Origin of the sequence: Lentzea sp. HUAS TT2 (genome assembly GCF_051853195.1) — a bacterium.
In the GTDB taxonomy this organism is placed as follows: Bacteria; Actinomycetota; Actinomycetes; order Mycobacteriales; family Pseudonocardiaceae; genus Lentzea.
In genome coordinates this window covers 6,558,446-6,579,137 of the sequence record NZ_CP196667.1, presented here as the reverse complement: position 1 = coordinate 6,579,137, position 20,692 = coordinate 6,558,446, and the positions used below count along the sequence as shown (strand labels likewise).

General features: G+C 69.4%; 18 protein-coding genes. 7 read left to right on the top strand and 11 right to left on the bottom strand.

Annotation, left to right across the window (positions count from 1 at the left end):
* Positions 1–6: 6 nt before the first annotated feature.
* From ACSHWB_RS31895 to ACSHWB_RS31880, 4 genes are read right to left on the bottom strand one after another with little or no spacing between them, the layout of a single operon-like run.
* A complete protein-coding gene (locus ACSHWB_RS31895; RefSeq protein WP_439656985.1) occupies positions 7–1,035 on the bottom strand; it encodes a LacI family DNA-binding transcriptional regulator in 1,029 nt (342 codons plus the stop codon).
* Between the two features lie 6 nt (positions 1,036–1,041).
* On the bottom strand, positions 1,042–2,010 hold the full coding sequence (locus tag ACSHWB_RS31890; RefSeq protein WP_439656984.1) for a carbohydrate ABC transporter permease: 969 nt from the start codon (positions 2,008–2,010) through the stop codon (positions 1,042–1,044).
* 5 nt (positions 2,011–2,015) lie between these two features.
* A complete protein-coding gene (locus ACSHWB_RS31885; RefSeq protein WP_439656983.1) occupies positions 2,016–2,966 on the bottom strand; it encodes an ABC transporter permease in 951 nt (316 codons plus the stop codon).
* The gene (locus ACSHWB_RS31880; protein ID WP_439656982.1) at positions 2,963–4,645 is read right to left on the bottom strand and encodes an ABC transporter substrate-binding protein; all 1,683 of its coding nucleotides are present in this window, start codon (positions 4,643–4,645) and stop codon (positions 2,963–2,965) included. Before ACSHWB_RS31880 ends, ACSHWB_RS31885 begins: the two co-directional genes overlap by 4 nt.
* A gap of 160 nt (positions 4,646–4,805) precedes the next feature.
* On the opposite strand from ACSHWB_RS31880, the gene ACSHWB_RS31875 reads away from it, so the two are divergent.
* Both ACSHWB_RS31875 and ACSHWB_RS31870 read left to right on the top strand, forming a co-directional pair.
* Complete coding sequence (locus tag ACSHWB_RS31875) at positions 4,806–7,616, top strand: glycoside hydrolase family 3 C-terminal domain-containing protein (protein WP_439656981.1); 2,811 nt, start codon at positions 4,806–4,808, stop codon at positions 7,614–7,616.
* Positions 7,617–7,643: 27 nt separating this feature from the next.
* Positions 7,644–8,621: an acetylxylan esterase gene (locus tag ACSHWB_RS31870; RefSeq protein ID WP_439656980.1), complete on the top strand. Its 978-nt coding sequence runs from the start codon at positions 7,644–7,646 to the stop codon at positions 8,619–8,621.
* A gap of 4 nt (positions 8,622–8,625) precedes the next feature.
* Here the strand turns inward: ACSHWB_RS31870 and ACSHWB_RS31865 are convergent, their stop codons facing one another.
* Entirely contained in the window at positions 8,626–9,315 is a 690-nt protein-coding gene (locus ACSHWB_RS31865) for a GH12 family glycosyl hydrolase domain-containing protein (RefSeq protein ID WP_439656979.1), read from the bottom strand.
* Between the two features lie 163 nt (positions 9,316–9,478).
* On the bottom strand, positions 9,479–10,510 hold the full coding sequence (locus ACSHWB_RS31860; RefSeq protein WP_439656978.1) for a LacI family DNA-binding transcriptional regulator: 1,032 nt from the start codon (positions 10,508–10,510) through the stop codon (positions 9,479–9,481).
* Between the two features lie 210 nt (positions 10,511–10,720).
* On the opposite strand from ACSHWB_RS31860, the gene ACSHWB_RS31855 reads away from it, so the two are divergent.
* The 4 genes from ACSHWB_RS31855 to ACSHWB_RS31840 all read left to right on the top strand — a co-directional run bounded on the left by ACSHWB_RS31855 (position 10,721) and on the right by ACSHWB_RS31840 (position 13,918).
* A complete protein-coding gene (locus ACSHWB_RS31855) occupies positions 10,721–11,722 on the top strand; it encodes a LacI family DNA-binding transcriptional regulator (protein ID WP_439656977.1) in 1,002 nt (333 codons plus the stop codon).
* A gap of 215 nt (positions 11,723–11,937) precedes the next feature.
* Entirely contained in the window at positions 11,938–12,831 is an 894-nt protein-coding gene (locus ACSHWB_RS31850) for a cellulose-binding domain-containing protein (RefSeq protein WP_439656976.1), read from the top strand.
* 227 nt (positions 12,832–13,058) lie between these two features.
* Entirely contained in the window at positions 13,059–13,433 is a 375-nt protein-coding gene (locus ACSHWB_RS31845; RefSeq protein WP_439656975.1) for a hypothetical protein, read from the top strand.
* A 5-nt stretch (positions 13,434–13,438) separates the two neighbouring features.
* Entirely contained in the window at positions 13,439–13,918 is a 480-nt protein-coding gene (locus ACSHWB_RS31840) for a roadblock/LC7 domain-containing protein (RefSeq protein ID WP_439656974.1), read from the top strand.
* A 4-nt stretch (positions 13,919–13,922) separates the two neighbouring features.
* Here the strand turns inward: ACSHWB_RS31840 and ACSHWB_RS31835 are convergent, their stop codons facing one another.
* The 5 genes from ACSHWB_RS31835 to ACSHWB_RS31815 are packed head-to-tail and all read right to left on the bottom strand — an operon-like array spanning position 13,923 to position 19,554.
* The gene (locus ACSHWB_RS31835; RefSeq protein ID WP_439656973.1) at positions 13,923–15,464 is read right to left on the bottom strand and encodes a glycoside hydrolase family 43 protein; all 1,542 of its coding nucleotides are present in this window, start codon (positions 15,462–15,464) and stop codon (positions 13,923–13,925) included.
* A 13-nt stretch (positions 15,465–15,477) separates the two neighbouring features.
* A complete protein-coding gene (locus tag ACSHWB_RS31830) occupies positions 15,478–16,470 on the bottom strand; it encodes an endo-1,4-beta-xylanase (RefSeq protein WP_439656972.1) in 993 nt (330 codons plus the stop codon).
* A gap of 18 nt (positions 16,471–16,488) precedes the next feature.
* Positions 16,489–17,304, bottom strand: a complete 816-nt coding sequence (locus tag ACSHWB_RS31825) for a carbohydrate ABC transporter permease (protein ID WP_401028260.1) — start codon at positions 17,302–17,304, stop codon at positions 16,489–16,491.
* A gap of 1 nt (position 17,305) precedes the next feature.
* Positions 17,306–18,280, bottom strand: coding sequence for a carbohydrate ABC transporter permease (locus ACSHWB_RS31820; RefSeq protein ID WP_439656971.1), 975 nt, complete (start codon positions 18,278–18,280; stop codon positions 17,306–17,308).
* Positions 18,277–19,554, bottom strand: a complete 1,278-nt coding sequence (locus tag ACSHWB_RS31815) for an extracellular solute-binding protein (RefSeq protein WP_439656970.1) — start codon at positions 19,552–19,554, stop codon at positions 18,277–18,279. The genes ACSHWB_RS31820 and ACSHWB_RS31815 overlap by 4 nt, the downstream gene beginning before the upstream one ends.
* Before the next feature lie 122 nt (positions 19,555–19,676).
* On the opposite strand from ACSHWB_RS31815, the gene ACSHWB_RS31810 reads away from it, so the two are divergent.
* Positions 19,677–20,690: a LacI family DNA-binding transcriptional regulator gene (locus ACSHWB_RS31810; protein ID WP_439656969.1), complete on the top strand. Its 1,014-nt coding sequence runs from the start codon at positions 19,677–19,679 to the stop codon at positions 20,688–20,690.
* The last annotated feature ends 2 nt before the right edge of the window (positions 20,691–20,692 follow it).

Genomic DNA, 20,692 nt, shown 5'->3' with positions numbered 1-20,692 from the left:
AGCTCCTCACGAGCGCGGAGTGAGTGGTCCCGTGCTCTCGCGCACGGTCAGGGTCGGCGTGAGCAGTGCCTGGTGGTCGTCCGGTCGGCCGCCGTCGCTCGCCACCGCGAGCCTGCCCACGATCTGCTCCACGGCGACCCGGCCGAGCTCCTGCGCGGACCCGGTCACCGCCGTGAGCCGCGGCGCGAACTGCTCGGCGAGCTGGGCCTGGCACAACGCGATCACCGAGGCGTCCTCGGGAACCGTCCGCCCGCCGGCGCGCAGCAGGGTGAGCAACGGGCCGATCGCGCCCTCGTTCTGCACGACGAACCCGGTGGTGCCGGGACGGTCCGCGAGCACGCGGGCGAGCGTGCCCGCCGTGCTCTCGTAGGTGCCCTCGCAGGTCCGGTGCAGGAAACGCAGACCACGCTGCCCCGCCCGGTCGCGGAACCCGGCGAGCGTGCGCTCGGCGTACCCGGCGTGCCGGTGGTAGACCCCGGACCCGTAGCCGATGAACGCGATCTCGCGGTGGCCGAGATCGGCGAGGTGGTCCGCGCACAACGCCCCGGCCGCCACGAAGTCGTGGTCCACACAGGACAGTCCGCGGGCGTCGTCGGCCAGCCCGATGAGCGTGGCCTGGGTGCCCTGCGCGCGCAGCACCGGGATGCGTTCGTCGTCCAACTCGACGTCCATCAGGATCAGGCCGTCCGCCAGACCGCTGGCGGCGATCCTGCGGACCCCGTCCGGTCCCTCGTCGTTGGTGATCAGCAGGACGTCGTACCCGTGCTGGCGGGCAGCCGTGGTCACCGCGATCGCGATCTCCATCATGACCGGGACGTAGACGTCGGTGCGCAACGGCACCATCAACGCGATGATGTGCGACCGCCGCGCGGCCAGCGCCCGCGCACCCGCGTTGGGGTGATATCCGAGCTCCCGCACGGAACTGCGCACCCGGCGGCGGGTCTCCTCGGAGATCGCGCGCTTGCCGCTGAGCACGTAGCTCACCGTGCTGGACGACACGCCCGCGTGCCTGGCCACGTCCGCAATGGTCACCATGGAGGTTCAGCCCTTGATCGCGCCGGTCAGGACGCCCGTGCGGAAGTGCTTCTGCACGAACGGGTACACGAGGAGCAACGGCACGAGCGTCAGCACCACCACGGCCATCTGCAGCGACAGCGGCGCGGTCTGGGAGAGCGCCGTGCCGAAGCCCGAGTTCACCGAGCCCGGCATGCCGTTGCCGCGGTTGACGTAGGTGTAGAGCACGTACTGCAGCGGCCACTTCTCGCTGTCCGTCGGCATGTACAACATGACGTTGAAGAACGAGTTCCAGTAGCCGACGCCGTAGAAGAGCGCCATCACCGCGGTCACCGCGCGCGAGGTCGGCAGCACGATGGACCACAGGATCCGCCAGTCCCCCGCGCCGTCGATCCGCGCGGCCTCGATCAGGTCGGCCGAGGTGCTGGAGTAGAACGACCGCAGGATCAGGATGTTGAACACGGAGATCGCGCTCGGCAGGATCAGCGACCACCACTGGCCGTAGCCGCCCAGGCCGGTGACGACCAGGAAGGTGGGGATCAGGCCGCCGTTGACGAACATCGTGACGATCAACAGGGTCAGCAGGAAGCGGTGCGCGAACGACCGCGAGCGCGACAGGCCGTACGCGCACATGACCGAGACCGCCATCGACACGACGGTGCCGACCGCGGTGATGCCGAGACTCACCAGCAGCGCGGTGCGCACCGTGGTGTCCTCCAGCATCACCCGGTAGGCCTCGAACGTCAGTCCGTCCGGCCAGATCACCAGACCACCGGCGCGGTTGACCGCGCCCTGGGTGGACAGGCTGGTCACCACGATGATCCACAGCGGCACCAGCATCACCAGCAGCACGCCGCCGAGGGTGATCCCCTTGGCGGCCTCGCCGGCGATCGTCGGTGGTTCCTCCCACGCCGGCCGGGTGTTCCGCTTCCTCTTGCGCACCGCTTGGGGCGCAACAACATCCGCGGCCTCGCGGGTGCGTTCGATCGTGAGCACGTCGGTCACCTCCGGTACAACCCGTCTTCGCCGAAGGCGTGCGCCAGCTTGTTCGCACCCCAGATGAGCAGCAGCGAGATCACGCTCTTGAACAGACCGGCCGCCGCGCCGTAGCTGTAGTCGCCGGTCGCGATGCCGTAGTAGAACGAGAAGGTGTCCAGCACGTCCGCCGTGTCGTAGCCGACGGCGTCGCGCTGGATCAGGAACTGCTCGAACCCGACGGTCAGCGCGTTCCCCAGGCGCAGCACCAGCATCAGCACGATGACGCCGCGCAGACCGGGCAGGGTGATGTGCCACAACCGCCGCCACCGCCCGGCGCCGTCCGCCGCCGCGGCCTCGTACAGGTCGGTGTTGACGGCGGCGAGCGCGGCCAGGAAGACGATGATCCCCCAGCCCGCCTCCTTCCAGATCACCTGCGCGGAGACCAGCAGCGCGAAGGTGTCCGGGTTCGTCATGACGTCCCAGGTGCCGATGTCGTTGTTGCGCAGGAAGTGGTTGAGCGCCCCCGCGCCGCCGAGCATCTGCTGGAAGATCGTGATCGCCAGCACCCACGAGAAGAAGTGCGGCAGGTAGACGACCGACTGGATGAAGTTGCGGACCCGTTGCGACAGCACGGAGTTGAGCAGCAGGGCCAGCGCGATCGGCACCGGGAAGAACAGGACGAGCTGGACGAAGCTCAGGTACAGCGTGTTCTGCACCGCGTTCCAGAAGTTCGCGTCACCGAAGAGCCGCTGGAACTGGTCGAGGCCTGCCCACGTGCTGTACCAGATCCCAGCGAGCGGGTCGTACTCCTGGAACGCGGTGACGAGCCCGAACAGCGGGACGTAGTTGAAGACCAGCAGCAGGACGACGGCGGGCAGCGTCATCAGGATCAGCGACCGGTCGCGGCGCAGCCTCACCCGCCAGTCCAGCCGCGCCGGCCCGCGGTCCGGTCGCGTCGGGGTCGCCGTGGTCATTGCCCGGTGCCGTGCTTCTGCAGGACGTTGTCATTGGTCCACTGGATCAGCTTGTCGCCGCCACCACTGCTCTTCCAGCTCGCCACGGCCTCCTTGACCTCGGCCACCGACTTCTTGCCGTGGATGCAGTCCCGCATCGCGTCCTCGACCTGCTGCGCGGCGTCCGCCGTGGCCTGCGCCTGGGGCATGCTGATGTTCATGTTCCAGAAGACCGGCTTGGCCAGCGCCTGCACGTTGGCGGCCTGCCAGGAGGTGTAGTCCCTGGTGACGAAGTCGACGCCGGGGCTGTTGACCGCGGCGGCGGGCGCGGCCAGGAACGGGTAGGTCTGCGCCTGCACTTCCTTCTTGCCGGCCTCGGTGGCCGTCGGCACGCCGTCGACCATGGTGAAGTGGGTGCCCTCGACGCCGAAGTTGACCATCGTGAACTCGGCCGAGCCGTACGGCGCGGCGAGGTAGTTCGCGACGGCCAGGCACTCCTCGATCTGTTCGGGCTTCAGGTTGATGTTGAGGTAGCTCATGATGCTGGCGCCCGCGCCCATGTCGACGCGCGGTGCGCTCTTGCCGTCGGCGGCGATGACGTTGAACGCCCCGCGCCGGTAGTTCGGGTCGGCGGCCCTGCCGGACTGGACGTCGGCGAGGTTCCACGCACCCGTGCCGTCACCGGCGATCAGCGTCTTCCCGCTGTAGAACCGCGTGGTGCCGTTGGCGTTGTCGCCCGCCAGCGCGTCGGGGTGCACGTACCCGGCGGTGGCGAGCCGGTTGTTCCAGTCGAGCGCCGCGAGGAACTCCTCGGTCTCGTACAGGTGGACCAGCTTCCCGTTGTCCACCCGCCACTTCAGCGGCGCGCCGAAGGAGGTGTAGAGGTAGCGGTAGACGTCGTCGAACGCCCACACGCCCTTCTTGGCGTCGGTCAGTTCCTTGCCGAGCCGCATCAGGTCGTCGGCGGACTTCACCTGGTCGGCGGTGATCCCCTTGGCGTCGAGGATGTCGCGCCGGTAGTAGAGCGTGCCCGCGATCTGGAAGCCGGAGGCGAAGGAGGGGATCCCGTAGAGCTTCTCGCCCCACGCGCCGGTGCGCCACGCGGCGGTCGGGATGGCAGCGAGGTTGGGGTACTTCTTGATGTTGTCGCCGGACAGGTGGGGCGTCAGGTCCGCGAGCTGGTTCCCCACCAATCCGCCGACGTTCATCTGGGAGTTCCACCAGGTCGGCAGCTGGATCCAGTCCGGCAGCCGCTTCGAGGCCGTCATCGTCGGGATGATGGTGTTGTAGTTGTTGCCGTCCGCGGGCTTCATCTCCAGCTGGACGCCCAGGGCCTTGTTCATGGCCGCGTAGAACGCGTTGTCGGCGGGCGGGATGGTCCCCCACAACGGTGTGACCGCCGAGTACGTGCCGCCCTTGCCCGGGATGCCGGGCACCGTGGCGATCCTGTTCGCCGGGTAGCTGAGGAAGCCGGGGTTCGTCATCACGTCGGGGCCGCCCGCGACGGAGGCGATGTCCGGTTTGATCGACGTGTTCGGCACGTAGGCCGGTAACACTGCCTTGAGGGCGGCTTCCGAACCGACTCCCGCCCGCTGTGCCGGGCCACTTCCGCAGGCGGACAGCACCGGTCCCATCGCGACGAGCCCTGCCGCGGCGACGGCGGCGTTCAGGAAGCCTCTGCGGTTCAACTCGTTGCCCATGGCGGGACCGATCCTTCACCGTTGAAGTGTCGAAGCGCTTAAACAGATGTCGGCGAGGCTAGTGACGCAGGTCGCATGAAACAAGACCGTTGACAGCAGAAACCACTGCATGACACCGTCGAAACGCTTCAACGCAAGCTCTGAGCCGAGGGGTCACCACGTGGTTTCCGAGTCCGTGCCCGCCGTGTATCGGCTGCCCTTTCGCGACTCCGCGCTGCCGGCGCGCGAACGCGTCGACGACCTCCTCGGGCGACTCACGCTCGACGAGCGGATCGCGATGCTGCACCAGTACTCACCGGCCGTGCCCCGGCTCGGCGTGGCCGCGTTCCGCACCGGCACGGAGGCGCTGCACGGCGTCGCGTGGCTGGGCACCGCGACGGTGTTCCCCCAGGCGGTCGGGCTGGGCGCGACCTGGGACGAGGAGCTCGTGCGCCGCGTCGCCGAGGCCACCTCGGTCGAGCTGAGGGCGTTCCACCACCACCGCCCGGCCATCGTCGGCACGGGCAGGAACAGCCTGCAGGCGTGGGCGCCGGTGCTGAACCTGCTGCGCGACCCCCGCTGGGGCCGCAACGAGGAGGGCTACTCCGAGGACCCGGTGCACACCGCGCGGGTCGGCACGGCGTTCTGCCGCGGCCTCGCGGGCGAGCACCACCGGTTCCTGCGCGCGGCCCCGGTGCTCAAGCACTTCCTGGCCTACAACAACGAGGACGACCGCTGCGTCACCTCCTCCGGCCTGCGCCCGCGCGTGCTGCGGGAGTACGACCTCGCTGCGTTCCGGCCCGTGATCGCCTCGGGCGCCGCCACCGGTGCCATGGCCGGCTACAACCTCGTCAACGGGCGCCCGTGCCACGTCACCCCGCTCGTCAACGACGAGCTGCGCCGGTGGACCGACCAGGAGCTGTTCGTGGTCAGCGACGCGGAGGCGCCGTCCAACCTGGTCGACCCGGAGCACTACTTCGACGACCACGCCGAGTCCCACGCCGCCGCGCTCAAGGCCGGCATCGACAGCTTCACCGATCACGGTCAGGACAGCGCGGTCCCGATCGGCAGGCTCCGCGAAGCGTTGGAACGCGGCCTGATCAGCGAGGAGGACGTGAACCGCGCCGTACGCCGGCAGCTGTCTCTCCGCTTCCGGCTCGGCGAGTTCGATCCCGAACTCGACCCGTACGCCACCATCGGCCCCGAGGTCATCGGGTGTGCCGAACACCGCGCCCTCGCGCTGCGGTCCGCGACGGAGTCCGTTGTGCTGCTGCGCAACGAAGGGCTGCTCCCGCTGGACGCCCGCAGCACGTCGCGGATCGCCGTGATCGGCCCGCTCGCCGACATGGTGTGCGAGGACTGGTACAGCGGCACGCTTCCGTACCAGGTGACCGTCGCGAGTGGACTCCGTTCGGTTCTGGGAGAAGGCGGCGAGGTGGTCGTCGCGGACGGCTCGGACCGCATCGCACTGCGTTCGCGCACCAGCGGCGAACTGCTGGGCAAGACGCCGTTCGACGTCGTGGACTGGGGCGGCGGCGTGCTGACGCTGCGGTCGGTGGAGTCCGGGTGTTACCTGAGCCTGCAGGACGTCTCGCTGGTGGCCGACCAGGAGCGGATCAAGAGCTGGGAGGTCCGCGAGACGTTCCGGCTCGTGCCCGTCGAGGACTCGGTGCTGCTGCAGAACGTGCTCACGGGCAGGTACGCCGTCGTGGACCCGGTCGACGGGCGCGTGACCGTCACCGCGGAGACCGCCGACGCCGCCGAACGGTGGGAGCGCGAGGTCCTGAGGGACGGCACCGCGGCAGCGTTGACAGCCGCGGTGGAAGCCGACGTCGCGGTGGTCGTCCTCGGCAACCACCCGCTGATCCACGGCCGGGAGACCGAGGACCGCAAGGGAATCGCGCTCCCGGACGCCCAGGACGCGTTGCTGCGCGCGGTCGCGCAGACCCGGCCGGACACGGTGCTGGTCGTGATGAGCAGCTACCCCTACGCCCTGGACTGGGCCGACGAACACCTGCCCGCGGTGCTGTGGACGTCCCACGGCGGGCAGGAGACCGGCAGGGCGCTGGCCGCCGTCCTGCTCGGTGAGGCCGAGCCCGCCGGACGCCTGCCGCAGACCTGGTACCGCGGCGACGACCCGTTGCCGCACCCGCTCGACTACGACGTCATCAAGGCGGGCTGGACCTACCAGTACCACCGGGCCGCGCCGCTGTACCCGTTCGGCCACGGCCTCTCCTACACCGATTTCGCCCACCGCGACCTGATCCTGTCGTCGGGCACGGCCACCCCGGACAGCGCTATCGACCTCACGGTGACGCTGGCCAACACCGGCACCAGGACCGGCAGCGACGTCGTCCAGCTCTACGTCCGCGCACTGCGGGCCCGTTACGAGGCACCGAATCTGCGGCTCGCCGACTTCCGCAAGGTCACGCTGGCGCCCGGAGTGAGCCGCGTCCTGTCCTTCCGGCTGCCCACGGACCGGCTCGCCCACTGGGACGTCACGACCGGTGCGTTCGCGGTGGATCCCGGCGACTACGAGGTCCTCGTCGCCCGTTCGGCCGGCGACGTCGTGCTCACCGCCCCGCTCACGGTGGTGGGACCGGCTCCCGCAGCCCGCACCGGTCGGCAACTGGCCGCCGACTTCGACGACTACGACAACGTGACCCTCGTCGACGCCACCCGCGTGACCGGTGACGCGGTCACGCCTGCCGACACCGACCGGGCGGCCACGCTGTGGTTCGGGCGCATCGACCTGTCGGGCGCGGTCCGCGTCGAGGCGGAGGTCTCCGCGGAGAACCCCTTGGCCCGCCTGGAGTTCCGCACGGACGAGGGCGTGCTGGCGGAGCTCCAGGTGCCGGACACCGGCGGCCGTTACGAGTGGACGACCATCGCGGCGGAGCTGCCTTCGGCGCTGACCGGGGTGCACGACCTGCGGGTGGTTCTGCGAGGCTCGTTCCGGCTCACGTCGTTCCGCTTCTCCGCAACAGACTGAGCACCGCACCCGCACGAAGGAGTCTCGATGCCGCTGACGGACGCCCCTCTCGACGAACTCGTCGTCTACCGCCCGGAAGTGCAGGCACCACCGGACTTCGACGAGTTCTGGGACCGCACCCTCGGTGAGGCCCGCGCGGCCGGGGGCGCGGTGGAGACCACCGACGTCACCGACCGGCACCTGCTGCGCACCGTCGAGGTCGCCGACGTCCGGTTCCCCGGTCACGGCGGCGAACCGGTGTCCGCCTGGCTGGTGCGTCCGCGGGGCAGCGACGGCCCGCTGCCCGTCGTCGTCACGTACCTGGGCTACAGCTGCGGGCGCGGCCTGCCCACCGACCACCTGCTGTGGTCCGCCGCCGGGTACGCCCAGCTCGTGGTCGACAGCCGCGGCCAGGGCCACGACACCCCGGACCGCGTGGCGGGCGGGGGAACCCAGTGGGTCAAGGGATTCATGACCCGCGGCATCGACTCGCCGGACGAGTACTACTACCGCCGTCTCATGACCGACTGCGTCCGCGCCGTGGACGCGGTCGCGCACCTGCCCGGCCTGGACCCGCACCGGGTGGTCGTCGCGGGCGGGAGCCAGGGCGGCGGGCTGACGATCGCGGTCGCCGGGCTGGCGGGGGACCGCATCGCGGCCGCGATGCCGGACGTGCCGTTCCTGTGCCACTTCCGGCGCGGCGCGGAGCTGTGCGCCGAGGGCCCGTACGTGGAGATCGCGGAGTACCTGCGCCGGCACAGCAGGCACCGCGTGGAGCCGGCCTTCACCACGCTGTCCTACTTCGACGGCGTCCACTTCGCGCGACGGGCGACGGCACCGGCGTTGTTCAGCGTCGGGCTGATGGACCCGGTCTGCCCACCGTCCACTGTGTACGCCGCCTTCAACCACTACGCGGGCGAGGACCGGACCATGACCGTGTGGCCGTTCGCCGACCACGGTGGCGGATACGGGTCCAACCCGGTCACGCAGCTGGAGTGGCTGCGCGACCGCGGTCTGACGCCCTGACAACTCAGCCGAACGAGACGGAGTAGCTGTTGGTGGTGAAGTTGAGGCCACCACTGGACGAGGTGATCTCGTAGCCGAACTGGACGGAGCCGACCGTGACGTCACCGAACCAGCCGCGGTTGCGGATCCAGTCCATCACCGCCTTGACGTTGACGGTGCCGGACCCGGTGTTGGACGTGCGGACGAACGAGAACACCTGGTTCGAGCCGTTCGAGCCGCGGTGGACGTCCCAGGTGTGGCCGCCGACCGACACCGTCGTCTCCCGCGCCCCGATCGGGCCGACGGGGCCGACCTTGTTCATCCACAACATGACCTCGTAGGCGTGGTTGTCGGCCCAGATGTCGTAGGCGGTCGTGTAGGCGCCGGAGTTCGGGTAGGAGACGTTGAAGCTGCTCGACAGGCTCCCGAGCGAGCTGAGCCGCCGGTTCACCTGCCGTTCCGAGTGCGGGTACGACTTGATCCCGCCGGTGTTCGGGTGGTTCGCCCAGACGCCCCAGTTGCTGTAGGAGTTGGCCCAGACCGTCTGCGGCCCGTACCCGTTGCCCCAGATGTTGTTGCGCACGGTGTAGCCGCCGTTCGACCACGTCCCCCACCTGTCGGAGGAGCTCCAGGCGGCAGCGGAGGCGGTGCCTGCCCCCAGGGGGACGGTCAGGACGGCGGCCATCACGACAACAAGTGCACGCGTGATTTTCATCTTTGATTCTTCCTTCCGCACACCATTGAACGGAATTCGCACCGCCCGAGCAGTCGAAGCGGTTCGGTGAATTCAACCTAACATCGAAATCATCGAACACACCCGAGTGAAAAAATTCGACGAGGATTCGGGGAACGAGGCCCGCCGAATTCGATTCACGCGCTCAGCCGGTCTGCCGCGGAGGGCGCGCCACCACGAGCCGGGGACCGGCCTGACCGGTCCGGCTGAACAGCTTCGGCGGCAGCAACGTGAGCGACGGGGGCCGTTGCCCGTTCAGCTTGGCCACCAGCAGCTCGACCGCGCGCCGTCCCAGCACGTCGGCGGGCAGCTGCACCGAGGTCAGCCGCAGCTGTTCGGCCAGCTCGTCCGGGCAGATCGCCACCACGGCGACGTCCTCCGGCACGCGCCTCCCCTCGGCCCGCAGGCACTCCACGACCCAGCCCAGCACCGCCTCGTTGTGCACGACCAGCGCGGTCATCCGCGTCAGCTCCCTGAGCAGCGTCCCGACCACGGCGCGCACGGCGTCACGGCGCCGTTCGGCGGGCAGGGCGGTCGAGGCGACACCGCGGCGCATGGCCGCGGCGCTGAACCCCGCGAGGGTGCGTTGCGCGAACCCCGTGTTGCGCTCGTAGACCGCTCCAGGCGCCCCCAGGAACCCGATGGTGCGGTGCCCGAGCTCGACGAGGTGCTCGACGCAGCGCGCGCCCGCCGCCTCGAAGTCCAGGTCGACGCAGGTCAGGCCGTTCGCGATGGTGGGATGTCCGAGCAGGACGGCAGGGCGGCCGAGCTCGCGCAGCACCGGCACCCGTTCGTCGTCGAGCTCCACGTCCATCACGAGGAACCCGTCGGCCCTGGCGGTGCCGGCCACCCGCCGCAGTCCGGCGGCGCCCTCGTCCGCGGTCACCAGCAGCACGTCCATGTCGTGCTCGCGGGCGGTCGTGACGACGGCCGAGGCGAACCGCATCACCACCGGCAGGTGCACGCCCTCCCGCAGCGGCAGCACGAGGGCCAGCACGTTCGTCCGGCTGCCGGCCAACGCCCGAGCACCGGAATGCGGCTGGTATCCGAGCTGCCGAATGCTCTCCCCCACCCGCATTCGCGTCTGTGCCGAAACAGGGCGTTTGCCGGTCAGCACGTAGGAGACCGTGCTGGGCGCGACACCCGCGTGTTTCGCCACGTCCACGATGGTGACCACGCCGACACCTCCGGTTCCGCAGCGCCCGAGCAGCATTGAATCGAAGCGCTTCGAACGTGGTTTCAGAATGTGACACAGGCGAAACCCGCACGTCAAGCACACTCCGGCGGTTCGACGGGTTCGACCAAATTCGCGCCGGCGTTCGACAGCCGTTCGACCACGCGGACACTTCGCTCTACGATGCTCGCGACGAACCGGCGAAGGGCGAGCATGATCACGATCAAGGAGGTCGCCCACCACGCCGGCGTCTCGATGAGCACGGTCTCGTACGTGCTGAGCGGCAAGCGCACCATCTCCGAGGAGACCAAGCGCCGCGTCGAGCAGAGCATCGTGACCCTGGGCTACCACCCGAACGCCGGTGCGCGGGCGCTCGCCTCGAACCGGTCGCGCGTGGTCGGCCTGGTCGTGCCGCTGCACTCCGACCAGAACATGCCGATCATCATGCGGTTCGTGTCGTCGATCGTGGCGCGCGCCCGTGACCACGACTACGACGTGCTGCTACTGACCAAGGAGGCGGGCCCCGGCGAGGCGCACCGCGTCATCGCGCGGTCGATGGCGGACGCGATCGTCGTGATGGACGTCGAGAGCGCGGACCCGCGCGTGCCGGAACTGCGCGCCGTCGACGCGCCGGTGGTCCTGCTCGGCATGCCGGACGACCACGAGGGCCTGAGCTGCCTCGACCTCGACTTCACCACCGCGGGCAGGCAGATGGCGGCCCACCTGGCCGATCGCGGCCACCGTTCGATCGCGCTGATCGGCTCACCTCCCCCGGTCTACGAACGCGGCACGAGCTTCGCGGCACGGCTGCTGGCCGGGTTCCAGGGCGAGACCGCCAAACGCGGCCTGCTCGCCACGGTCCACTCGTGCGCGCCCGGCTACGATGCGGTGGCCGAGTGCCTGGACGACGTGCTGCACCCGGACCGCAGCACCACCGGCCTGGTGGTGCACAACGAGGCGGTCCTCGGCCCGTTGCTGCTCGAACTGCGGCGCCGGTCGCTGGACGTCCCCGCCGACCTGTCGGTGATCACGCTGTGCCCGGACGACGTCGCGGCGAACCTGCCGGTCCCGCTCACCTCGATCGCCGTTCCCGCCCAGGAGCTGGGCGCGATCGCCGTCGAGATGGTGATGGCCCGCCTGGACCGGGAGCTCGCGCCGGAGGTCCGTCTCCTCCAGCCGATGCTCACCGATCGCGGCAGCACTGCCTCCCGCTGAGCCCGCGCTGCCGCTGGAGAAATCCGGCAACGTTGTTCACCTTTTTTCGTGCGCCCTGCGCGTTCGACAGATATTCGACTCGAATGCGTCGAAGACCACTTTTCATCGATGTGAAAGATCTTCCGCGCTCCTCCGAAAGGCCGTAGCCTCCCGGGACCACATCGACCGTTCGGGCGTACTCCTCCTGGTGTTCGCCGCATCCCGGCAGAGGAACGATGACACGATCACGAGGCGACGCGCGGCCCGCTCGGGCGACCAGGTGGCCGGCGCTCGCCGCGGTCGCGCTGGTCTGCCTCGCCGGGTGTGGCGGGGAGCCATCACCGCCGGTCGCCACCACGACGCAGCCCACGTTCCCCTCGATCATCGAGCCGCCGCGCAAGACCGCGTACTCCACGACCGTCCAGAACGTCGTCGACGTCCGGACGGTGCGCCTCTCCGACGGTGAGGAGGTGCGGGTCAAAGGACTCGCCGCGGCGGACGCGTGCTGGGCCGACGCGTCGGCGACGTTCGCGAGGACAATGCTGTTCGAAAAGCCCGTCGAGCGGACACCGGACGGCGAACCGGTGGTGTCGCTGCGGCTCGCGGACGGCACCGACTACGCGCTGCTCGCCGTCGAGCTGGGCATGACGCGCAACGAGGATCCGGACGACCGCGCGATGGTGGAGGCGGAGGCGTCCGCGTCCACCAAGCGGCTCGGGCGGTGGGGTCCGCCCTGCGTGGCTCCGAGCACCACCGCGGCACCGGTTCCCACCTCCCCTGCCGCGTCCGTCGTCCCGCCCGCGCCGAAGCCGGTGACCGGCTGCTCGGTCGCCTACGTCGTCACCCACACCTGGCAGGGCGGTTTCCGCACCGACGTCACCCTCCGGAACACGGGTAGCGCGGAGATCAACGGCTGGACGTTGCGGTGGACGTTCTCCGGCGGGCAGACGGTGTCGGAGATGTGGAACGCGACCCACCGGCAGACGGGCAGGGACGTCTCCGCGACCGCCGTGCCGTACAACGTCAAGATCCCCATGGGACAGTCGTTGCTGCTGGGCTTCACCGCCTCCGGGACCGCCACCACGCCCGGTGCCTTCACCCTCAACGGCAACGCCTGTTCGCTCTCTTGAGCACGGTCGAGGTGGAGCCGCGCGAGAACGTCCTTTATAGAGACTCACGTTCTCGTTCGGTCCTGAACGGACTGTTCTTCTGACACGTTGCTCCGAACGGAGGTGTCCCCGGCACCGCCATGGCGACGTAGGGTAACTCGATCACGCGGTCTGCCAGCGAATTTCGGTGGGAACACAGGCAGATCGTCGCCACGCGTGACCGGTCGCGTACGAGGAGAAGCAGTCGCATGAACATCGAAACGGCTCTCAAGGAAGCAATGACGATCACCGGCGCCGTGGGCGCCGCGCTCGTGGACTACGACAGCGGGATGTCGCTGGGCTCGATCGGCGGTGGCGACTGGCTGAACCTGGAGGTGGCCGCGGCCGGCAACACCGAGGTCGTGCGGTCCAAGCAGCGGGTGATCTCGGCGCTCAAGCTGAACGACGAGATCGAGGACATCCTCATCACCCTGCAGCGCCAGTACCACCTGATCCGCCTGCTCCAGACGGGCAAGCGCAGCGACTCGAGGCTGTTCCTCTACCTCGTGCTGGACCGCGAGCGCGCCAACCTCGCGCTGGCCAGGCACAGCCTCAGGTCCATCGAAGCCGACCTCACGGTGTGAACGAGATGACCACCCAGTCGACGCAGACGCCCGGCGCACTGCCCATGCGCCGGCGCGGACCGTTGTCGGAGGCCCCTCCCGCACCGGAGCGGCCCGTACCGGCGAGTGCCGTGGCGAAGCTGATGACCGAGGCGCTGCAGGACGTCCACGGCAGCATGGACTCCGTCGCGATCAACGGGGTGCTGGTCGCCACGCGCGACGGACTGGTGCTGTGCGGGGTCACCCGTGGCATCGAGGACGACGGTGTCGCCGCGATGGCCTCGGCCGCCGCGGGACTCGCGACCCAGTTCACCTCGCAGGCCGGGGTGGGCAGTCCGCGGGCGGTGTTCTTCGAGGGCGAGTCCGGCCAGGTCGGCGTGTTCGGGGTCGACGCCGACACGTTGCTGGTGGTGCTCGGCGAGCGCGACACGACGATGGGCATGTTCAACGTCGTCGCCAAACAGGCGCTGGCCCTGCTGCAGCAGGCGGTCGCGGCTCGCCGTTGACCGGTCAGCCGTCGAGACTCCGGTAGGTGAAGCTGCCGAAGTCGGCCCAGGTCCCGCCGGGTCCGGTCGCGTACAGTCCGATGTGGACACCGGTGAACCCGCCCGCCGCCTGCGTGCTGAGCATCCGCCCGTCGAACGGCTCGCCGAGCGGCCGCCAGTCCTCGGTGGCGCCGGCGGCCAGCGCCCTGATCTCCTGACCGGTGGCCTCGAAGCACAGTCGCACCACGCCTTCCGGCAGCCGCGTCGTGGCGAGGAGCTCTTCACGGCCGCCGGCGCGGCGCACGAGCACGACCTCGCGTCCGGCCCCGAGCAGGAGCCGGACGTGGTGGTCGTTGTTCTGCAGCAACACGAGTCCGGCCCATTCGGACGGTCCCGCGGCCTCGAACTCGACCTCGCAGGAGGCGTGGAAGTCCTGGTGCTGCTGGCGCCGGACGACCAGGCTCGGCGTCACCAGGTCCGTGATCGACTCCGGGCGCACCGCGAGCCGGAGGTGGCCCGGCCGTTCGGTGAGCGAGAAGAACGCCTCGTCCGGTGTGCGCAGGAACATCCACTCCGGACCGAGCACCGGCGCGTCGAAGTCGTCGGTCGGGCCGGCCTGCGGCCACGGATGCGCGGGCAGGCCGGGAACGTCGTAGCGTGCCTCGACACGGCCGGTGCCCGGGCTGAACACCGGGCCGCCGGCCTCCCAGGTCACCGGCACGAGGAACGTCTCGCGGCCGAGGTTGTAGTAGTAGCCGCCGTAGGGCCTGGTCGCGAGCAGCACCGCGAACCACTCCCCCTCCGGCGTGCTCACCAGGTCGGCGTGCCCGGTGGCCGCGATCGGGTGGTCGCGACCGAGGTGGCGGTGGGTCAGCACCGGGTTGAGCGGCGAACCGCGGTACGGGCCGGTGACCTCGTCCGCCGTCGCCACGACCACGGAGTGCTCGAAGTCCGTGCCGCCCTCCGCGCACAGCAGCACGTACCTGCCGTCCACTTTGTACAGATGCGGCGCCTCGAGCCAGACGGCGTCGTGCAGCGCGCCGGTCCAGAGCACGTGCTCCTCGCCGATCAGCTCCAGCCGTTCCGGGTCGAACTCGCGCAGCCAGACCTCGGTCCGCCCCGGCGTGCCACCGGGCACCTCACGGGTCGCCGTCCACCACGCGCGGCCGGTGTCGTCGAAGAACAGCGACGGGTCGAACCCGTCGGCCTCCGGCAGCCAGTGCGGTTCCGACCACTTCCCGGCCGGGTCGGTGGCGGTCACGACGAAGTTGCCGCTCTGCGCCTTGCCGTCGACCAGCGTGCACACCACGTAGAACGTGCCGCCGTGGTGGCGGATCGTCGGCGCGTACAGGCCACCGGACGCCCGCACGCCGTGCAGTGGCAGCTGGGACGGCCTGTCCAGCACGTGCCCGAGCGGGCGCCAGTGCACCAGGTCCCTGCTGTGGTACACCGGCAGGCCGGGGAAGTACTCGAAGGTCGAGGTCACGACGTAGTAGTCCGATCCCGCCCGGCACACCGACGGATCGGGGTGCGAGCCGGGCAGGACCGGGTTCTCGAACTGTGTCAAGTGGACACTCCCACTACGGGTTGAGCCGGGTGTACGCGGGCTTCGGCTTCAGGTTCTCGTCGAACAGGCAGGCCGCGCCCTCGCCGGGGAACACGTCGGGCACCCACGAGTGCCGGTCGGTGAAACCCCACGTGGTGAACTCGACGCACCGCCGCACCGCGTGGCAGGCGTCCCACACCTGACCGAAGTAGCTCGCCTGCGCGGCCAGCTTCTCGGGCGTGACGGGCAACGGGATCCGCACGTCGGCCTCGGTGATCGCGACGTCCACGCCGAGCGCGGCGAAGCGGGCGATGTTCTCCCTCATGCCCGACGGGAAGCCGTACATCAGCGAGAGGTGTCCCTGGATGCCGACGCCGTGGATCGGCACACCCTGCCGCTTCAACGACTTGACGAGTTCGTAGGTCGCGTCGCTCTTGGGGTTGAGCCCCTCGATGTTGTAGTCGTTGATGTAGAGCTTGGCCTTCGGGTCGGCCGCGTGGGCCCAGCGCAGCGCGTCGGCGATGTAGCGGTCACCGAGCTTCTCCTGGAACACCGTCGGCCGGCGCGTGCCGTCCTCGTTGAACGCCTCGTTGACGACGTCCCACGCGCGGATCTTCCCGCGGTAGCGGCCCGCCTCGGTCCTGATGTGGTCCTTGACCACGGTCCGCAGCTCCGCGGCCTCCAGCCCGCCGACCCAGTCGGGCAGCTGGCTGTGCCAGACCAGCGTGTGCCCGCGCACGGTCTTGCCGGTCTTCTTGGCGTAGGCGACGATCGCGTCCGCCCCTGACCAGTCGTACTGGCCGCGGACGGCCTCGACGACGCCCCACTTCATCTCGTTCTCGGGCGTGACGCTGTCGAACTCCCGCGTCAGCACCTTCTTGTAGTCAGCTTCGGCGTTGAGGTGCTGGACAGCCACCGCGCTGCCCACATACCTGTTCGTGACGCTCTTCAACGGCCCTGAAGCCGAGGCGGGAACCGGCAACGCCAGCAACAGCACGGCCACACCGGCTGCCAATCGGGTTCGCATGAATCACTCCCTTGTGAGTCAGCCCTTCACAGAACCGGTGAGTCCCCCGACCATGCGGCGTTCGGCAAGCACGAAGAACGTGAGCGCGGGGATCATGGACAACGCGGTGAAGGCGAGGATTTTCGCGGTGTCCTGGGAGTGCTCGGACTGGAACATCGCCACGCCGAGCGGAAGCGTGAAGTTCGTGGAGTCGTTGAACACCAGCAACGGCAACAGGTAGAAGTTCCAGCTGGTGACGAACGCGAGCACGGACACCGTGATCAGCGCCGGCCGCGAGAGCGGCAGCAGGATCCGCCAGAAGAAGCCGAGCTTGGCCGCGCCGTCGAGCAGGGCGGCGTCCTCCAGCTCACCGGGGATCGCGTTCATGAACGGCCGCAGGATCACGATGGTGACCGGCAACGAGAACGCCGCCTCCGGGATCGCGACACCGAGCGGGTTCTCCAGCAGGTTGAGCTGACGCAGCCACAGGTACAGCGGCAGCGTCGCCACGCCGAGCGGGAACAGCAGGCCCAGCGTGAACAGCGTGTAGAACGCCTCGCGGCCCCGGAACGCGTAGCGGGACAACGCGAACGCCGCCATCGACCCGAGCACGACCGCCAGCGTCGTGGCGATCACCGCGATCAACGCGCTGTTGCCGAGCAGGCGCCAGAACTGCGGTGAGGTCACCACCTCCCGGTAGTTGTCCCACACGAACGGGCCGGGCAACCCGGCCGGCGACGAGTTGATCTGGGCCGTGGTGCGGAAACCGCCCAGCACCACGAACAACAGCGGCACCACCGTCATGCCGATGACGGCGAACGCGGCGAGGTAGCCGACGGTGTTACGACGTGACATCTCAGCGCACTCCCGTCAACGCGCCCTGGGTGTCGCGACGCAGAGCGAACCTCTGGTACAGCAACGCGAACAGGAAGCAGATGATGAACAGGATCACCGCGACCGCGCTGCCGAAACCGAACTCGTAGCGCTTGAAGCCGTGGTCGACCAGGTAGGTGGCCATGGTCGACGACGCGTTGGCGGGACCGCCCAGCGTCATGATCCAGACCAGGTCGAAGAGCTGCAGCGACCCGATCACGGACAGGAACACCCAGATCCTGATCGTCGGTCCCAGCAACGGGAGCACGACGTGCCGGGTGGTCTGCCAGGCGGTCGCGCCGTCCAGAGCGGCGGCCTCCCGCAGCTCGGGGGGAACGCCCTGCAGGCCGGCCAGCAGCAGGATCACGCCGAAACCGATGTACTTCCACGTGATCACCACGAAGAGCGTGTAGAGCACGAGCGACTGGTCTGCGAGCCACAGCTGCACGAGGCTGCCCAGACCGATGCTGCGCAGGATCTCGTCGATGAACCCGCCTGGCTGCAACATGAGCAGCCAGATCACCGCGGTCACGGCCTCGGACAGCACGTACGGCGCGAAGACCACCATCCGCAGGAACGTCCGGCCGCGCAGCTTCCTGTTGAGCAGCAACGCGAGCCCGATGCTCAACGGAAGCTGCACGACGACGGACAACGTGGCGATGATCAGGTTGTGCCCGATGGCGCCCTGGAAGACGTCACCGGAGAAGGCGTCGACGTAGTTGTCCAGCCCCACGAAGTCCGTGAGCGGGCCGAAGCCGTTCCACGAGTAGAGGCTGTAGTACCCGGCGACGCCGATCGGGATCAGCACGAACCCGATGAACAGCAGCAGGGCCGGTGTCAGCAGGAACGCGAGCTCGAGGCGGGGGCGTAGTCGGGAACGCCGCCGGGTGCCCCCGGCCGCTGGCGCGTGCGGCACGGGGGCGGTCGGCGGCCGCGTGGTGATCGCGGCACTCATCATTTGTTCCCGGCTGCTGCTTCGCTCACCGATTTCACGATGGTGTCGGGCCCGCCCTGACCAGCGAAGAAGTTCGCGATGGTGTCGTTGAGGGCCTGACCGACCTTGGTCGGGAACGCGGTGTCGAAGTAGAACTGGACGAACGACGCCTTGGTCATGGCCTCGGCGATCTGCTTGTGCGGCTCGCTCTTCAGCGCGGACACACCGGCAGGGGTCACCGGCAGACCGGAGTTGGTCTCGGCGAGGATCTTCTGCACGTCGTCGCTGACGAGGTGCCCGAGGAACTCGGCACACGCCTTCGCCGCACGGGTGGTGCAGGAGAACCCGTCACCGCCACCGAGCAGCACGCTCGGATCGCCCTGGCCGCCCGGCACGCTCGGGAACGGGAACCAGCCGATCTTCGAGCCGAGCTCCTTGTCCTCCGTGAGCGCCTGCATCACGTCGGGATCCCAGTCGCCCTGCAGCTCCATGGCCGCCTTGCCGTTGGCCACCAGGCCCGCCGAGCTGCCCGCCCCCTGCTGAGCGGGCGTCCCGACGAACCCGTCCTGGAACGGTTTCGTGTCCAGGAAGCTCTTGAGGTTCTCGCCGGCCTTGAGGAAGCACGGGTCGGCGAGCTCGGTCTTCTCGACCGCCTTCTTCAGCGTGTCGACCGAGCACTGGCGCACCGCGAAGTAGGCCCAGTAGAACGCGTCGGGCCAGCGGTCCTTGCCACCGAGCGCGATCGGCACGATGCCCGCGGTCTTCAGCTTCGCGACGGCCGCGTTCAGCTCGTCCATCGTGGTCGGCGCCGAGGTGACACCCGCGGTGGCGAAGATGTCCTTGCGGTACCAGAACCCGACGGCGTGCATCAGGTACGGCGTGCCGTACTGCTTGCCGCCGACCTTCCAGCCGTCGGCGTTCTTGGCCAGCGGGCCGATCCAGCCCGAAGAGGCCTGGGAGATGTCGGCGATCTTGCCGGACTTCAGCTGGTCGGCGAGTGCTCCGCCGCCCCACTGCTGGAAGATGTCCGGCGGCGTGTTGCCCTGCAGTGCGAGCGGCACCTTGGTCTGGAACTGCTCGTTCTGCAGCGGTTCGATCGTGAACGAGGTGTTCGGGTGCGCCTTGTGGAAGTCGTCGGCGATCTGCTGCCACTTCGACTTCATCGGCTCGGTGGTCCGGTTGTGCCACCAGGTGAGCGTGACGGGACCTTCGGTGGAGGCATCACCGCCGCCACCGCTGCACCCTGCCAGCGCGAGTGCCGCGGCGGCGAAGAGGGCAAGGGGCTTTCTGGAACGCATTTCTGGTCCACTCCTGACGACGTCGGCCGAGTTGGACTGCGTGTGTTGGGGCCAGAGACTCCCGCCAAATCGGCTCCGTGTCAATCGTTGTCGATAACGTTTTACACGGCTAGCCTGTCCCGGTGCCTCCACGCTCTCGCGTCACGATCAAGGACGTCGCCGCTCAGGCCGGCGTCTCGGTAGCCACCGTCTCCAAGGTGCTCAACCAGCGGTACGGCGTCTCCGCGGAGACGTTCGCGCGGGTCACGGCCGTGATCAAGGACCTGGGGTACGAGGCGAGCCTCGTGGCGCAGAGCCTGCGCAACCACCGGACGAACGTCATCGGGATCCTGGTCGCCGACATCGAGCCGTTCAGCACCGAACTGCTCAAGGGCGCGGCGGATGCCATCCGCGGCACCGGTTTCGAGCTGGTCGTGTACTCGGCGGGTGGCCGCACCGGCGATCCGCAGGGCTGGGAGCAGCGCTACCTGACGCGGCTGAGCGGCACCCTCGTCGACGGCGCCGTGCTGGTCACGCCCGCCGTCGACCTCGAAGGCCTGCCCGGCACGCCCGTCGTCGCGGTCGACCCGCACACCGGCCGCGCCGCGCTGCCCACCGTCGACTCGGACAACCTGCACGGCGGACGGCTCGCGACCGAGCACCTGCTCGCGCTCGGCCACCGCCGGATCGGGCTGCTCACCGGCCGCGCGGACCTGAAGTCCGCGCAGCAACGCGAGACCGGCTACCGGGGAGCGCTCGCCAGCGCCGGTGTCGAGGTGGACGAGAGCCTGGTCTGCCGCGGCGACTACGACGCGGACGTGGCCGCCGCGTCCGCGCGGACACTGCTGGGCCGTCCCCAACGGCCGACCGCCATCTTCGCCGCCAACGACACCACCGCCATCGCCGCCATCGGCGCCGCCCGCGCGCTCGGCCTGCGGGTGCCGGAGGACCTCTCGGTGGTCGGCTTCGACAACATCCCCGAGTCCGCGCTGTGCACGCCGCCGCTCACGACGGTGGAGCAGCCGATCCGCGAGATGGGCCACCGCGCCGTCGAGTTGCTGGTGCGGCTCATCAACGGCACCGATCCCGGCGACACCCACATCACCCTGGGCACCGAACTGGTCGTCCGGCAGTCGACCCGCCCACTGACCCCCTGAGG

Bases quoted from the DNA above. Each gene is read 5' to 3' on its own strand.
- ACSHWB_RS31850 (WP_439656976.1), top strand. From the start codon at position 11,938: ATGACACGATCACGAGGCGACGCGCGGCCCGCTCGGGCGACCAGGTGG.
- ACSHWB_RS31895 (WP_439656985.1), bottom strand. From the start codon at position 1,035: ATGGTGACCATTGCGGACGTGGCCAGGCACGCGGGCGTGTCGTCCAGC.
- ACSHWB_RS31825 (WP_401028260.1), bottom strand. From the start codon at position 17,304: ATGTCACGTCGTAACACCGTCGGCTACCTCGCCGCGTTCGCCGTCATC.
- ACSHWB_RS31840 (WP_439656974.1), top strand. From the start codon at position 13,439: ATGACCACCCAGTCGACGCAGACGCCCGGCGCACTGCCCATGCGCCGG.
- ACSHWB_RS31885 (WP_439656983.1), bottom strand. From the start codon at position 2,966: ATGACCACGGCGACCCCGACGCGACCGGACCGCGGGCCGGCGCGGCTG.
- ACSHWB_RS31870 (WP_439656980.1), top strand. From the start codon at position 7,644: ATGCCGCTGACGGACGCCCCTCTCGACGAACTCGTCGTCTACCGCCCG.
- ACSHWB_RS31815 (WP_439656970.1), bottom strand. From the start codon at position 19,554: ATGCGTTCCAGAAAGCCCCTTGCCCTCTTCGCCGCCGCGGCACTCGCG.
- ACSHWB_RS31820 (WP_439656971.1), bottom strand. From the start codon at position 18,280: ATGATGAGTGCCGCGATCACCACGCGGCCGCCGACCGCCCCCGTGCCG.
- ACSHWB_RS31880 (WP_439656982.1), bottom strand. From the start codon at position 4,645: ATGGGCAACGAGTTGAACCGCAGAGGCTTCCTGAACGCCGCCGTCGCC.
- ACSHWB_RS31865 (WP_439656979.1), bottom strand. From the start codon at position 9,315: ATGAAAATCACGCGTGCACTTGTTGTCGTGATGGCCGCCGTCCTGACC.
- ACSHWB_RS31855 (WP_439656977.1), top strand. From the start codon at position 10,721: ATGATCACGATCAAGGAGGTCGCCCACCACGCCGGCGTCTCGATGAGC.
- ACSHWB_RS31830 (WP_439656972.1), bottom strand. From the start codon at position 16,470: ATGCGAACCCGATTGGCAGCCGGTGTGGCCGTGCTGTTGCTGGCGTTG.
- ACSHWB_RS31845 (WP_439656975.1), top strand. From the start codon at position 13,059: ATGAACATCGAAACGGCTCTCAAGGAAGCAATGACGATCACCGGCGCC.